Below are 12,673 nucleotides of genomic sequence, written 5' to 3' on the forward strand. Positions count from 1 at the left end.
GGTCGATAATGAAGAAAACGACCCCGAACTTTTTATTGAATGGCTAAGAATTCTTCACACCCTGCGGAAGGGCCATGCTCCCCGGACGACCAGCTCCCTCCGCTCCGCGTCCTCGTGTCGTGGAGTCCTAGCTCCACCGGCACGGAGGCCATCGAGTTTGCCGCGTGGCTCGCACGTTCCACCTCCGTTCGGATTCGCGTGGTTTCAACCATTTCGCAGCCCCTCACCGTGACGTCGCTCAGCAAGCTCAGCGGTTCCTACAAGAAGTGGTTCAAGAAGGAACGCGCGACCTGCGAACGCGCTGTCAAGCAGGCCTTGAACGAAGCCGGGGTGGACAAGGAGCAGCTCGATAAGAATGTCTCCGTTCTCTTGGCAGGGCCCTCTCGCCCCCAGCTCTTGGAACAGGCGGCTAAGGACTTCAAGGCGAGCGTCATCCTCCTTGGAGCCAATCAATCCGCGCCGAAGGGCCGTTTCTTCTCGGGATCTACTGCCGACGCGCTTCTACACTACTCGCCCCTCCCCGTGGGGCTCATCCCGCGTGGTATCAAGCTGTCCAAGCACGGCGTCACCCGCATCAATTTCGCCTTTACGGACTTGGGCAATGCCGACGACCCCGCCCTGCTGCATGCCGCATGCATTGCGCAGCGCGGCGGAATCCCCCTGCGTATCCTGGCGTTTTCCGCCAAGGGGCTGGTCGACGTCCCCCTCGAATATTCTCCGACCTTTCCCCCCGATGCACCGAATTGGCGTGAGCACTCGCTCTCACTGTTGGACCGCGCCCACGATCTCATCGCGGAGACCTACCCGGAGGTATCGGTCACGACGGCCATCGGCAGTGGCCATGGCTGGTCCGGCGCGGTGGATTCACTGAAGTGGAAGAAGGGCGACCTGCTCTGCTTGGGTTCCGCTCCCATGGGGCCCATCGAACGCGTCTTCATTGGCAGCACCGCCACCGAGTTGCTTCCCCACTTGGGCGTTCCAGTACTGGTCTGTCCCAGTACCTACGATAAAGAAGCACGTTAGACTGACAAACCATGGCAGCCGAGCACCCCGAAAACGATCTCACGTCCGACGCGGACTATACGAACCTGCCTCGCCCAGAGCCCCGCAGCTTTGACGAGCTTGCCGACGAACCCGATCCCCTCACCGTCGCCGAGGCCAACCGCCGTTCCTCGCGCCAAGCGCTGTGGTTTATGATTTTCATCCTCGTCGGTTCGGCGCTCTATGCGCTTCTCCTCGCGGGCCTCTTCAAGGTCGCCGGGACCACAACCAATTGCCTCCAGGCCGAATACGCCGCTTGGCTCTGCACGAGGACCCAGCGCACCGTGTTCGCCACGACGACGCTAATCATCCCGTTCATTGGCATGATCGGCTGCGCAGTCATCATGGTGCGCAAGCTCAAGGCCTATGTGCGCTGGCGCGGTTGGATGGCCATCTTCTGGGTCATGGCCGGCAACTTCATGATCTGGTGCATCAACGATATCCAGATCCTGCTCGCCCCGGTTATCGAAAACTAGCTCTGCGCCTGGGCAGCTGCCACCTCGGCGCAATCCGGCCGGCCGCAGTGCTGTGTTTCCACATGCTGAATGCAGTCATCGCAGATGAGCACCTGCTTACGGCACGTGTCCTCGTTGATGCAGTTATGGAACGTGTTGGTTCCCGCCCCGCAATGCACGCAGTGGCCCAGCTGAATGAAGCCCGGATCCTCTAGGCCCTGGCCAAACTCGTGGTGCATGCGCTTATCAAAGACGTACATCGAGCCTTCCCACAGGCCATCGTTGCCGTACTTTTCGCCGTAGCGCACAATGCCGCCGTCGATTTGATAGACCTCGTTGAAGCCTCTGTTCTTCATCAGCGCTGAGAGGATTTCGCAACGGATGCCGCCCGTGCAGTAGGAGACCACGGGCTTGTCCTTCATCCAGTCATATTTTCCGGACTCGATTTCGGCGATGAAGTCATGCGTCGTGCGCACGTCCGGCACCACGGCATTCTTAAACTTGCCGATTTCCGCCTCCATGGCATTGCGTCCGTCGAAGAAGACGACCTCCTCGCCGCGCTCTTCTACTAGCTTGTTGACCTCTTCGGGTTTGAGGTGAACGCCGCCGCCGATGACGCCATTCTCATCCACCTTGAGCTCACCCGGCGCGCCGAAGGCCACGATCTCATCGCGCACCTTAACCGAGAGGCGCGGGAAATCCTCCGCACCGCCTTCGGACCACTTGAACTCCATCTTCTTGAAGCCCGGGTACTCGCGGGTTTCGCGCACGTAGCGCTTGCAGGCCTCCATGTCCCCGCCCACGGTGCCGTTGATGCCGTGCTCCGAAATGAGGATGCGGCCCTTCAGCCCGAGCTTCTCGCAGAGGTTACGCTGCCACAGCATGATCGCGGTGGGGTCCTCAATGGGAGTAAAGCAGTAGTAGAGGAGAATCTTGCCAATAGTCACGCCCGCAAGTCTAGGCCTGCTAATGGCAAGATCCCCAATTTTTCGGTGGAGTCTCAGCGCTTCTGGTACAGCGCGCTCTTGCGGGCAAAGACCGGATCGGAGGTCACCAGGACACCTAGGTTGCGGAAGATGCCCTCATCCACGGAACCCAAGATGGTGGTGGTGTGGACATCGCAGCCCTCGAGTTCCTTCAGTGCGTCGAGCGCGCGGCGGGCGTTCTCGTCCTTGGCCGCGGAGACAGAGAGTGCGATGAGCACCTCGTCGGTGTGCAGGCGCGGGTTCTGCGAACCCAGATGCTTGGTCTTCAGCGTCTGGATCGGCTCGATGGATTCCGGCGAGAGCAGGTGCAGGTCATCGTCGATGCCCGCCAGGTGCTTGAGCGCATTGAGCAAGGTGGCCGCCGAGCAGCCCAGAAGTGGGGAGGTGCGGCCGGTGATGATGGTGCCGTCGTGAAGCTGCAGCGCGGACGCCGGGCCGTCGGTCTCCTCCGCCTTCTGACGCGCCGGGAGCACCACCGGGCGGTCGGTGGACTTGATGCCGGCCTTCGCCATGACCACGGCGGCACGCTCGGACTGCGTGGAGTCGAGGCCGTTGCGGGCCTCCTCCACCAAAGTCTTGAAATAGCGGCGGATGATTTCCTGCCGGGAGGCCTCGCGGCAGACCTCGTCGTCGGTGATGCAGAAGCCCACCATGTTCACGCCCATGTCCGTCGGGGACTGGTAGGGAACGGTGCCGGTCAGGCGCTCAAGCAGGGACTTCAGCAGCGGGAAGGCCTCGACGTCGCGGTTGTAGTTCACCGTGGACTCGCCGTGCGCGGAGAGGTGGAAGTGGTCGATGACGTTGGCGTCGTTAAGGTCCACCGTGGCTGCCTCGTATGCCAGGTTCACCGGGTGGTCGAGCGGCAGGTTCCAGATGGGGAAGGTCTCAAACTTGGCGTAGCCCGCCTGCACGCCGCGCACGTTCTCGTGGTAGACCTGCGATAGTGCGGTAGCCAACTTACCGGAGCCCGGCCCCGGCGCGGTGACCACCACGAGGTCACGGGTGGTCTCCACGTAGTCGTTCTTGCCCAACCCCTCCTCGGAGACGATGAGGTCGATGTTGGCGGGGTAGCCCGGGATGACGCGGTGGCGCGCCACCGTCAGCCCCAGGCGCTCGAGGCGCTCGATGAAGGCCTCCGCCTGGCTGTTGCCGTCCTCGAGCTGCGTCATGACGATGTTATTGACAAGGAAGCCGCGGCCCCGGAAGACGTCGACAAGCCGCAGCACATCGTCTTCGTAGAGGATCCCCAGGTCACCGCGCATCTTTTGGCGCTCGATGTCCTTGGCGTTGATGCAGACGAGGATTTCTACGTCATCTTTGATGCGCTCGAGCATCGCAATCTTGTTATCCGGGGTGAAACCGGGCAGCACGCGGGAGGCATGCATGTCATCGAAAAGCTTGCCACCCATTTCCAGGTAAAGCTTCCCACCGATTTCTTTGCGTCGAGCGTTGATGTGCTCCGACTGCAGCTCAATGTATTTTTCACGGTCAAAACCGATTGCGCGCCCCATAGTATTTAGGCCCTTCCGTTCAACGGGTAGTACCCGGAAAGTCTACAGCAGCACTGCCCCCGCGTAGACTTCCTGACATGCCTGAGGGACACGTTATTCACCGCCTTGCTCGGACACTCAATGCGGACTTTCGCGGCGCGCCGCTGGCTGTGAGCAGCCCCCAGGGCAGGTTTGCTGCGGAGGCCGCGCTTGTCGACGCCTCACCCCTCTCCCTCGCCGAAGCCTTTGGCAAGCACCTCTTCCTCCACTTCGATGCGGATAACCCGCGCCACGTGATTTACATCCATTTGGGGCTCATTGGGTCCCTGCGCTTTGAGCCTTCCGCTGATGTGTGGGGGCAAATCCGGCTGCGCATCGATAACGGAACGATGGCCGCGAACCTGCGCGGCCCGCAGTTCTGCACGCTCATTACGGAGGAGGAGTACAAGGCCAAGGTGGCGAAGGTGGGCCAAGATCCTCTCCGCACAGACGCCGACCCTGATGCGCTGTGGGCCCGCGTGCATGCCTCGCGGCGCAGCATCGGCGCGATGCTCATGGACCAAGGACTCTTCGCCGGGGTGGGCAATATCTACCGCGCAGAAGCCCTATTCCGGCAAGAACTCTCCCCCTTCATCCCGGGCAACCAGCTCGACCGCGCGGAGTTCGATGCCATCTGGTCTGACCTGGTCGATCTCATGGACTACGGCGTGGAGCACGGCCGCATCGACACGGTTCGCCCCGCGCACACACCGGAGGCCATGGGCCGCGAGCCGCGCAAGGATGACCACGGCGGCGAGGTCTACGTCTACCGCCGCGCCGGGCTGCCGTGCCATGTGTGCGGCACCGAGATCCGGGAGCAGGTCATGCAGGGCCGCAACCTCTTTTGGTGCCCCACCTGCCAACCCGCGCGCTAGGGTGTGGGTTATGCGCCCCGCTTATACCGTTGCCACTGTCCGTGCCGCTGAGAAGCACCTGTTAGAACAGCAATCTCATGAGGATCAGCTCATGAAGCTGGCCGCCGCGGCGGTGGCAGACGCTGCTTCAGTGATGCTGGAGGCACGCCCCGGTGCGGTGCTCGTTCTCGCTGGTTCCGGCGGCAACGGCGGGGACGGGCTCTTTGCCGGGGCGGAGCTGGCTTCGCGCGGTGTCACGGTCCATGCTCTGGTTCCGGAACGCTGCCGCGAGGAGGCCCTCGCTGCGTTCCGTGCCGCCGGTGGCACGGTACTTCCTTCCGACGCGCTGCCTAACGGCAGCGCGCCCTCAGACAGCTCACTGGTAATCGATGCCATCGCTGGCCTCGGCTCCGCCCGGGGCTTAAGCGGCACCGCGCTCTCGCTTTACCGCGAAGCCACCGCTGCCGGGGCTGCAGTCTTAGCCGTCGACATGCCCACCGGCGTCGACGCCGACACGGGAGTGTGTGCTGCGGATGCCGTTAACGCCGATGTCACCGTCACCTTCGGCTCGCCGCGTCTCGGCCACGCGTTGGCCGCCGAATGCGGGCAGGTTGTGGTCTCTGATCTCTTCTTACCCGGCGCGTCCTCCTTCGCTGAGACCCTCGCCGAACTGGATAAACCCGCCGGCTTCATCGCGCACGAACCTTCCGTGCCGACGGCCTTTGCGTGGCAATCGGGCGAACTCGATCTTCCTGGCGGGCGCGCTTCCCGCCCCTGGCCGGTTGGCTGCACCGGCCCCATCGTTGATCCCACACCAGGCGCGCGCTCGGATAAGTATTCCGGGGGCGTCGTTGCTCTGGCTGCCGGCAGCGATACCTATCCGGGTGCTGGGATCCTCTGCGCCACCGCAGCGGTGCGTGCCACCCCCTCGATGGTGCGCTTCATCGGCGATAACTCGATCACATCTCTGCTGCCCGAGCTGGTCTGCCATCCCGACGTGGCCTCCGCCGGACAGGCCCAAGCCTGGGTCGTGGGCCCCGGCCGCGGTACCGATACGGCGGCGGCCACCGAGTTGCGCACAATCCTGTCCCAGGGACTGCCCACCGTTATCGATGCCGACGCCCTCACGCTTCTGGCACGCAACACCTCCTTGCGCCAGACAGTCACCGAACACCCGATGATCATCCTCACCCCGCATGAAGGCGAGTTCCGCCGCCTCTACGAGGCCGCTTTCGGCTCTGCTCCCGATGCGGCCACCGGCTGGAGCCGCGCCCTCCACGAGCTAGCCGAGGAACTGAACAGCATCATCCTGCTCAAAGGCCGACTGACCCGCGTTACCGCGCCGGGCCAGCCTTTGTATTCCTTCAACGCCGGTCACTCCTTTGCCGCGACCCCCGGCTCTGGGGACGTGCTCTCCGGGATCCTCGGCGCGGTCATCGCCCAGCTTTCCGCCACCGCTTCCTCCCCGTCCCCCACCGAAATCATCACCGAAGTTCTCCACGCCGGCGCCATCCACGCCCACGCAGCGGCCATCGCGGCCGAGACGCCCGAGGGCTTCGCGCCCTGTTCTGCCTCCCAGATCGCGGCGGCCATCCCGCAGGCCATCGCGCGGCTCCTCAACGCCGAGCGCTAGCTCCTTGGCTTGGCGCTAGCTCCGCTACTAAGTACGTTTCGATCAAGTAGCACCCCAAAAATCCCGCCCCGAAGATCTGGGGTCTTATTTGATCGATCCGTGCCTGGCCGCCGCCGTCTTGGTACGTTTTCGCAACGAAGCCCTAGAATTTTGCGATTTCCGGGCCACTATCTACGAAAACGTACCGTGGCCCGGCGCAGGATCCCGGACGCAGTACCGACGGACTTGCGCATGAGCCCGCGCGGGCCGACCGCCACCGTGCCGCGGCGCAGCGAGGTGCTTTCCCACGGCCACGTCATCCCCGCCCATGCTGCCGCGACGGCAAGGGTCTCCACCACGATGTAACCGGGCCATGGGCCGAATAGGTTGATGATGGAGGGACTGCCCGGCGCGTGGTTAAGGAAACCATAGTTGCCGTCGGTCTTCGCATTGACCGCCATGGCCAGTGCCATCCACACGGGCGTGACCTTGACGGCGAAGCGGTACCCCTTCCAGGTGGGGCGGTAACCAAGACCAAAGGTTAGTGCCAGGGGCGCGGCAAGTGCCACGATGTGGAAAAACCAGTAGGTGGCAAACCGCAGCCAGCGCGGGGAAAAGTAGTAGATGACATCCGGGGTGATGATGGCCTGCGGGTTGAGGATGATGCCCCAGAAGTAGGTCAAGGTCAGGGCATGCTCGTTGCCAGTAATGAGGCCCAGCGCCAGGATCGGACGCAGCACGTCACACAGGTGCAAAGGCAAAGACTCACGGATATCGAATTGCTTCGGGTCTAAGGAGATGATCGTCCACGCAGTACCCGCCACCAGCAAGGCCCAGCCCACCATCCGGCGGATGAAGGTCTCGCGGGAGGTTCCCTTGATCCTGCGGGCGGCAACAATAAAGACCCCGCAGGCCACCACGGTAATGCTCAACATGAGCGCATGCAGCGCAGTCCACTGCTGCATGCGCGGGTAGTCAGTTGGGCTTACTCGGGGCTTGCGGGGTCGAATCATAACGGGGTATTAATTTACCCCTTTGTATGAACATGTGAGAGATGAGAAGGTTCCTAGGCTGCTAGCTCGGAGTATTCGGAGAGTTTTCCGTCCTTGACTTCGACCACGGTGTCGGCATAGTCGAGCAAGCTGCGGTCGTGGGTGATAAAAAGCGTTGCGGTATCGAAGTCATCGGTGACACCGCGCAGGAGCTTGGCAATGTCGCGCGAAAGCTTGGAATCCAAGGCGGAGGTCGGCTCGTCTGCCAGCAAGACGGAAGGCTGGCCCATGAGCGCGCGCGCAATATTGACGCGCTGGCGCTGGCCGCCAGAAAGCTGGTTCATGCGGCGGTTGCCAAAGCCCTCCAAGCCCACGAAGCTGAGCAGCTCATCGGCACGATCCTGGCGCGGCTTGCGGCCCTCCATGTGGTCAATGATGAGCAGCTGTTCGCGCGCGGTAAGGGCGGCTAGCAGGTTGGCCTGCTGGAAGATGAGCCCGCGGGAGCCGGTTCGCTCCACGGCGCCGGAGTCCGGCTCGATGAGGCCGGCGGCTACGGAGAGCAGCGTGGACTTGCCGGAACCGGATTCGCCGATGACGGCGGTGAGCTCGCCCGGCTTGACGTCGAGGCTGACATTATCCAGCGCTGTGACGCGGGACTCACCATCCGGGTAGGTCACCACGACATCGCGAAGGGACAGTGCAGGGGCAGAAGCAGTGGTAGTCATTAGGCGTTGCCTCCTAGGGCGTCAAGCGGATTGATTTTGGATACGCGGCGGGTGGCAAGAAAGGCACCGGCAATGCCGAGCAGCCAGATACCGAGTGCGGGGACGATGACGGTCATGGCGGAGACCTCGAAGGGCACAGCGCCCTGGGCGGCAAGGCCCAGCAGCCAGCCGACGAGCGCGCCGACCCCCACGCCAATCGCCAGGATGATGGCGGCCTGCGCGATGGCATCCTTGAGCAGGTACTTCACGCTGGCGCCAAGGGCGCGCAGGATGGACAGGTCACGGGTGCGCTGGATGGTCCAGATGCTCAGGAAAGCGATAGTGACCAGCGCGGAAATACCGTAGAGGAAGGCTTGCATGGTCAGCAGCGAACCGCGCTCCGAGCTATAAGCCGGAAGACCGGACAGGGCCTTGCCCATAGACACGGAGGTGTCGGTCGGCTCCGGGGACAGCACGGCTACGCCCACCATGTCCTCAGGAGAATGGGAGACCTGCTGCCAGGTTTCGGTAGAGACCCACACCACCGGGGAGTGGGAGTAGTACTCATCCTCAACCACCGCGGTGACGTCCAAATCCACACCGCCGAGGGTGCCCCGGGAGGGCGCGTTCATCTCTTCATCGATGGATTGGCTCAAGACCATGCCTTCCTCCGGAATCACGGTGCTGGAGCCAGGAATCTGGGTACCTTCGGGCAGGCCGAAGACCGCCACGCCGCCGTGGCCCTCCAGCTTGGTCTGCGAAGTACCCAGCGGAATACCAGAGGCAGGCACATCCTCGGCAAAGATCTCCGACTCGGTGAAGGAGGGATCTTCCGTCGAAAAGGTCACGTTCGGAGTCTGCTCCCCGAGTGCCTCAAGGGCGGAAGTATTCTGCTTGGACAGGCCTTGGGTCAGGCCGGACAACATAACGAGCAACAACGTAATTAGAGCCACGACGCCGCCGATCAGGAAGAACCGACCGCGGGCGGTGACTATCTCTCTTAATGCCAGGAACATACTATTAATCCTGCGTGTGCGTGCGCTGAAAGTAATCGGGTAGCCAGTTGAACCTCCACTCAACCAGTTGGTTGATTCGCCCTCGACCAGCCAGCGGATAAGCTGGACTGCCGTGATGATGAGCAACAAACTGTGGACCGTGGGACTGCACACCATGTTCGGTTTTCTCCTCGTGTTTGGAGTGCTGCGCGCATGGGCCGATGGCCGTCTCGACGCCCGCGCCCTCGGCCTCTCCATCGCACTCGCAGTGGTCTACACGGGGTTTGCCATCTTCGGTTCCCGCACCATCACCCGCCCCGTCCCCACCACGCTGTGGCTCGCCGCTCTGTGCCTGCTGTGGATCGGGCTTATGGTACACGCCCAAGACTTCATGTGGCTCGAGTTCCCGCTGGTCTTCGTCTTTATCCATGCGCTTCCCTTCTGGCCGGGAATCGTCGCCAGCGTGGTGCTGTGGGCCGTCGCCGCCTTCGTCCCCGCGTGGATCCACCCGCAATTCTGGACCGCGGCCGCGGCCATCGGGCCGTTCATTGGCACCTGTTTCGCCGTGGCCGTCTACCACGCCGCCCGCCGGGTTCAGGCGGAGGCGGCGCACCACGCGGCCGTCGCCAAGCAGCTGCGTGAGACTCAGGAGGAGCTGGCCGCCAGTGAGCACCAAGCCGGGCGCCTCGAGGAACGGGAGCGGCTCTCCCGCGAAATCCACGACACCGTGGCACAGGGGCTGTCCTCCATCGTCCTGCTCAGCCGCGCCGCCAAGAACACGTCCGCGCAACAGGACGTGACCGAGCAGCTCGCACTCATTGAAAAGGTGGCCCAGGATAATCTGGCCGAGGCTCGGCGCTTCGTCAAAGAGCTCGCAGCCCCTGCCTCCTCCCTCGACGCGGAACTGCGCTCCCTCGTGGATGAGCTCCAAGCCCAAGCTAAGGGCCTGGGGCTACGCACCCGCTTCGGGCTCAAGCTCACTGGCAGTGCGGACGTCCCCACCGAGTTTTCCCACGTCATCTTGCGCGCCGCGCGGGAAGGGCTGACCAACGTCATGAAACACGCCGATGCCGACAAGGCCGTGGTCACCCTCGGCTCTTTCGAGGATGGAATCATCCTCGATGTCGTCGATGACGGCCGCGGCATCGAAGGGCCACGTGGCTTCGGGTTAACCGGCCTGGAGCAGCGTGTTCGCAGCGTCGGCGGCAGCGTCCAGGTAGAATCTTCACCCGCCGGCACCGCGCTCGCGGTGCGAATCCCAACAGGAAGCAGCAGCAATGGTCAACGTGATGCTCATCGATGATCACCCCGTGGTCCGCGCCGGGCTGCGCGCGATTCTTAACGCCTTCCCCGACATCGAGGTGGTGTTGGAAGGCTCCGACGGCTCGACCGTCGAGCAGCTGACGGATGCTGATGTTCCCCACATCGATGTGGTTGTCTGCGATATTCAGATGCCAGACGTCGATGGCATCGCCGCCACCCGGCGCGTGCGCGAGCTCGATGGGCCACCGGTGCTCATCCTGACCACCTATGACACACAGGCGGATATCCTGGCCGCCGTGGAGGCGGGCGCATTGGGCTACCTGCTCAAGGACGCCCCCGAAGAAACGCTGCACACCGCGGTCCTCGACACAGCTGCGGGAAAGCGGACCTTGGCACCTGAGGTCACCAACCTTCTGGCGGAGCGCTTGGCGCAGCCGGAGACCGCGCTGTCCGCGCGTGAACTGGAGATCCTGCAGGCGCTGTCAACGGGAGATTCCAACAAGCAGATTGCCCAACGGCTCTTCATCTCCGAGGCCACGGTCAAGACCCACTTGATTCACGTCTATCAAAAGCTGGGCGTAGAAACCCGCACGGCGGCCGTCTCCGCTGCCCGCGAACGGAAGCTCATCCAATAAATGCATACGTACGATTGCATCGTCGTGGGTGGCGGCCAATCCGGCCTGGCCACCGGCTATTACCTGCGCCGTCAGAAGCTCGATTTCCTCATCCTCGATGCCAACTCCTCCCCCGGCGGGGCCTGGCAGCACGTGTGGGACTCACTCACGCTCTTTAGCGATGCCCAATCCTCCACGCTGCCCGGCTGGCCCATGCCTTCTTACCCGGGTTTCCCGCCGGCTTCCCATGTGGTGGACTACCTCACCCGTTATGAGCAGCGCTATGACCTGCCGGTCCGGCACGGGGTGGCGGCAGAGCGCGTGCTTGACGACGACCCCTTCTTCCGCCTTCTCACCACTCACGGTGAGTTCCGCTCCCGCACCGTCGTGGCCGCGACGGGCACGTGGTCCGCGCCGTTCATCCCCTTCTACCCCGGTGAATTTGCTGGCCGCCAATGGCACACGGCGAACTACCCCGGCCCTGCGCCGTTTCTCCCCGGAACGCAGCCAGAAACCCAGCGCGTCGCCGTCGTGGGCGCAGGCAACTCGGGTGCCCAAATCGCCGCCGAGCTTGCCTTGGAAGGCGTGGACACCACGTGGTTTACCACGCATCCGCCGCGGTGGATGCCGGATGACGTGGATGGCCGCGTGCTCTTTAGCCGCAACCGGCAGCGTATGCTCGCCTTAGCAAAGGGGGAGCCCGATCCCGGATCGGAGTCGGAGCTCGGCGATATCGTCATGGTTCCGCCCGTCCTCAAGGCCCGGGATAGCGGGCTGTTGGGCACTACCCCAATGTTCGATTCCCTCAATGAACTCACCGAGCAGGGCTTCAGCGACCTCATCTGGGCCACCGGCTTCCGCCCAGCGCTACGCCCGTTCCCTGGGCTGTTGGCAGAAGGAAAGCCCACGGTGGAAGGTTTCTTCCCCGTGGGCTATGGCTCGTGGACTGGTCCGGGCTCGGCCACGATTACTGGTGTGTCACCCTATGCGCGGCAGGTAGCAGGGGACGTCGCCAAGCTCGTTCGCTCTACCCACTAGGCGCTACAACGCCACCATGGCGAGGAGCACCACCGCTGCCAGCGCAAGGAGAAAACCTAGGCGGCGCAGGATCTTCATCTGTTCTTCGCGCCCCATACGCGCCATGAGTGCGGCGCCGAAAACAGAGCCCACGGTGTTGTAGAGAAGGTCATCGACATCGCTAAAGCCCAGGGCAAAGATGTACTGGGCGCTTTCAATGCAGAGGCTGACTACGAGGCCGATCAGCATCGCCCCGCCCAGGCCCCAGCGAATCCTGGCACGGTCGCGCCCGGCCACGTAGATCGCCGCGCCCAGCGGCATGAAAAGAGCGATGTTTCCTATCAGATCGGTCCACGCGCCGTACCACACGGAGGCGTTCTCAAAACCACCAAAGAGCTGTGTATTAACCTGGCGTACCGCATGTGCGGAACCATCCACCACGCCGGGGATATCCATAAAGGGTTTGCCCACCGTCGCCAACATCACGACCACCAAGGACAGGGCCGTGACCAGGAAGGAATCACGACGCAGGTGCGGATATGAATCCGGCGCGGGCCGCAGTCTATTGCGCGGGTGTTGAGCTTCTATCCCAGTCATGCGCTTCACCCTAA

The 12,673-nt window shown here is 63.2% G+C and carries 13 protein-coding genes; 7 read left to right on the forward strand and 6 right to left on the reverse strand.

Going from position 1 to position 12,673, the window contains the following annotated elements; genetic code table 11:
* The first annotated feature begins 39 nt into the window (after positions 1-39).
* On the forward strand, positions 40-1,023 hold the full coding sequence (locus tag HMPREF2996_RS00775) for a universal stress protein (RefSeq protein WP_070444700.1): 984 nt from the start codon (positions 40-42) through the stop codon (positions 1,021-1,023).
* Between the two features lie 11 nt (positions 1,024-1,034).
* Complete coding sequence (locus HMPREF2996_RS00780; RefSeq protein WP_070729675.1) at positions 1,035-1,517, forward strand: hypothetical protein; 483 nt, start codon at positions 1,035-1,037, stop codon at positions 1,515-1,517.
* Here the strand turns inward: HMPREF2996_RS00780 and HMPREF2996_RS00785 are convergent.
* Together HMPREF2996_RS00785 and HMPREF2996_RS00790 are read right to left on the reverse strand one after the other, a co-directional pair.
* Complete coding sequence (locus HMPREF2996_RS00785) at positions 1,514-2,443, reverse strand: oxygen-dependent tRNA uridine(34) hydroxylase TrhO (RefSeq protein ID WP_070524202.1); 930 nt, start codon at positions 2,441-2,443, stop codon at positions 1,514-1,516. The genes HMPREF2996_RS00780 and HMPREF2996_RS00785 overlap by 4 nt on opposite strands.
* A gap of 53 nt (positions 2,444-2,496) precedes the next feature.
* Positions 2,497-3,993, reverse strand: coding sequence for a DUF1846 domain-containing protein (locus HMPREF2996_RS00790; protein WP_070524200.1), 1,497 nt, complete (start codon positions 3,991-3,993; stop codon positions 2,497-2,499).
* Between the two features lie 77 nt (positions 3,994-4,070).
* On the opposite strand from HMPREF2996_RS00790, the gene HMPREF2996_RS00795 reads away from it, so the two are divergent.
* On the forward strand, positions 4,071-4,886 hold the full coding sequence (locus HMPREF2996_RS00795) for an Fpg/Nei family DNA glycosylase (protein ID WP_070729677.1): 816 nt from the start codon (positions 4,071-4,073) through the stop codon (positions 4,884-4,886).
* 10 nt (positions 4,887-4,896) lie between these two features.
* Positions 4,897-6,498, forward strand: coding sequence for an NAD(P)H-hydrate epimerase (locus HMPREF2996_RS00800; protein ID WP_070729680.1), 1,602 nt, complete (start codon positions 4,897-4,899; stop codon positions 6,496-6,498).
* Positions 6,499-6,665: 167 nt separating this feature from the next.
* Here the strand turns inward: HMPREF2996_RS00800 and HMPREF2996_RS00805 are convergent, their stop codons facing one another.
* Genes HMPREF2996_RS00805 through HMPREF2996_RS00815 form a run of 3 tightly spaced genes read right to left on the reverse strand, consistent with a single transcriptional unit; the run spans position 6,666 to position 9,189 of the window.
* The gene (locus HMPREF2996_RS00805; protein WP_070716911.1) at positions 6,666-7,490 is read right to left on the reverse strand and encodes a YwaF family protein; all 825 of its coding nucleotides are present in this window, start codon (positions 7,488-7,490) and stop codon (positions 6,666-6,668) included.
* 53 nt (positions 7,491-7,543) lie between these two features.
* On the reverse strand, positions 7,544-8,194 hold the full coding sequence (locus HMPREF2996_RS00810; RefSeq protein ID WP_070729682.1) for an ABC transporter ATP-binding protein: 651 nt from the start codon (positions 8,192-8,194) through the stop codon (positions 7,544-7,546).
* On the reverse strand, positions 8,194-9,189 hold the full coding sequence (locus tag HMPREF2996_RS00815; RefSeq protein ID WP_070644723.1) for an ABC transporter permease: 996 nt from the start codon (positions 9,187-9,189) through the stop codon (positions 8,194-8,196). Before HMPREF2996_RS00815 ends, HMPREF2996_RS00810 begins: the two co-directional genes overlap by 1 nt.
* A 115-nt stretch (positions 9,190-9,304) precedes the next feature.
* Here HMPREF2996_RS00815 and HMPREF2996_RS00820 point away from each other — a divergent pair, with 115 nt between their 5' ends.
* Genes HMPREF2996_RS00820 through HMPREF2996_RS00830 form a run of 3 tightly spaced genes read left to right on the forward strand, consistent with a single transcriptional unit; the run spans position 9,305 to position 12,083 of the window.
* Complete coding sequence (locus HMPREF2996_RS00820; RefSeq protein WP_070444684.1) at positions 9,305-10,471, forward strand: histidine kinase; 1,167 nt, start codon at positions 9,305-9,307, stop codon at positions 10,469-10,471.
* A complete protein-coding gene (locus HMPREF2996_RS00825) occupies positions 10,446-11,066 on the forward strand; it encodes a response regulator (RefSeq protein WP_070644721.1) in 621 nt (206 codons plus the stop codon). The genes HMPREF2996_RS00820 and HMPREF2996_RS00825 overlap by 26 nt, the downstream gene beginning before the upstream one ends.
* Positions 11,067-12,083, forward strand: coding sequence for an NAD(P)-binding domain-containing protein (locus tag HMPREF2996_RS00830; protein WP_070716906.1), 1,017 nt, complete (start codon positions 11,067-11,069; stop codon positions 12,081-12,083).
* Between the two features lie 3 nt (positions 12,084-12,086).
* Here the strand turns inward: HMPREF2996_RS00830 and HMPREF2996_RS00835 are convergent, their stop codons facing one another.
* On the reverse strand, positions 12,087-12,659 hold the full coding sequence (locus HMPREF2996_RS00835; protein ID WP_070444679.1) for a VanZ family protein: 573 nt from the start codon (positions 12,657-12,659) through the stop codon (positions 12,087-12,089).
* Between the last annotated feature and the right edge of the window lie 14 nt (positions 12,660-12,673).

It is taken from the genome of Corynebacterium sp. HMSC066C02, from assembly GCF_001814945.1.
Classification (GTDB): Bacteria; Actinomycetota; Actinomycetes; order Mycobacteriales; family Mycobacteriaceae; genus Corynebacterium; species Corynebacterium aurimucosum.

Excerpts from the sequence above, each read along its gene's own strand:
- HMPREF2996_RS00775 (WP_070444700.1), top strand. The coding sequence starts at position 40 with ATGGCTAAGAATTCTTCACACCCTGCGGAAGGGCCATGCTCCCCGGAC.
- HMPREF2996_RS00780 (WP_070729675.1), top strand. The coding sequence starts at position 1,035 with ATGGCAGCCGAGCACCCCGAAAACGATCTCACGTCCGACGCGGACTAT.
- HMPREF2996_RS00790 (WP_070524200.1), bottom strand. The coding sequence starts at position 3,993 with ATGGGGCGCGCAATCGGTTTTGACCGTGAAAAATACATTGAGCTGCAG.
- HMPREF2996_RS00795 (WP_070729677.1), top strand. The coding sequence starts at position 4,071 with ATGCCTGAGGGACACGTTATTCACCGCCTTGCTCGGACACTCAATGCG.
- HMPREF2996_RS00800 (WP_070729680.1), top strand. The coding sequence starts at position 4,897 with ATGCGCCCCGCTTATACCGTTGCCACTGTCCGTGCCGCTGAGAAGCAC.
- HMPREF2996_RS00805 (WP_070716911.1), bottom strand. The coding sequence starts at position 7,490 with ATGATTCGACCCCGCAAGCCCCGAGTAAGCCCAACTGACTACCCGCGC.
- HMPREF2996_RS00810 (WP_070729682.1), bottom strand. The coding sequence starts at position 8,194 with ATGACTACCACTGCTTCTGCCCCTGCACTGTCCCTTCGCGATGTCGTG.
- HMPREF2996_RS00815 (WP_070644723.1), bottom strand. The coding sequence starts at position 9,189 with ATGTTCCTGGCATTAAGAGAGATAGTCACCGCCCGCGGTCGGTTCTTC.
- HMPREF2996_RS00820 (WP_070444684.1), top strand. The coding sequence starts at position 9,305 with ATGATGAGCAACAAACTGTGGACCGTGGGACTGCACACCATGTTCGGT.
- HMPREF2996_RS00825 (WP_070644721.1), top strand. The coding sequence starts at position 10,446 with ATGGTCAACGTGATGCTCATCGATGATCACCCCGTGGTCCGCGCCGGG.
- HMPREF2996_RS00830 (WP_070716906.1), top strand. The coding sequence starts at position 11,067 with ATGCATACGTACGATTGCATCGTCGTGGGTGGCGGCCAATCCGGCCTG.
- HMPREF2996_RS00835 (WP_070444679.1), bottom strand. The coding sequence starts at position 12,659 with ATGACTGGGATAGAAGCTCAACACCCGCGCAATAGACTGCGGCCCGCG.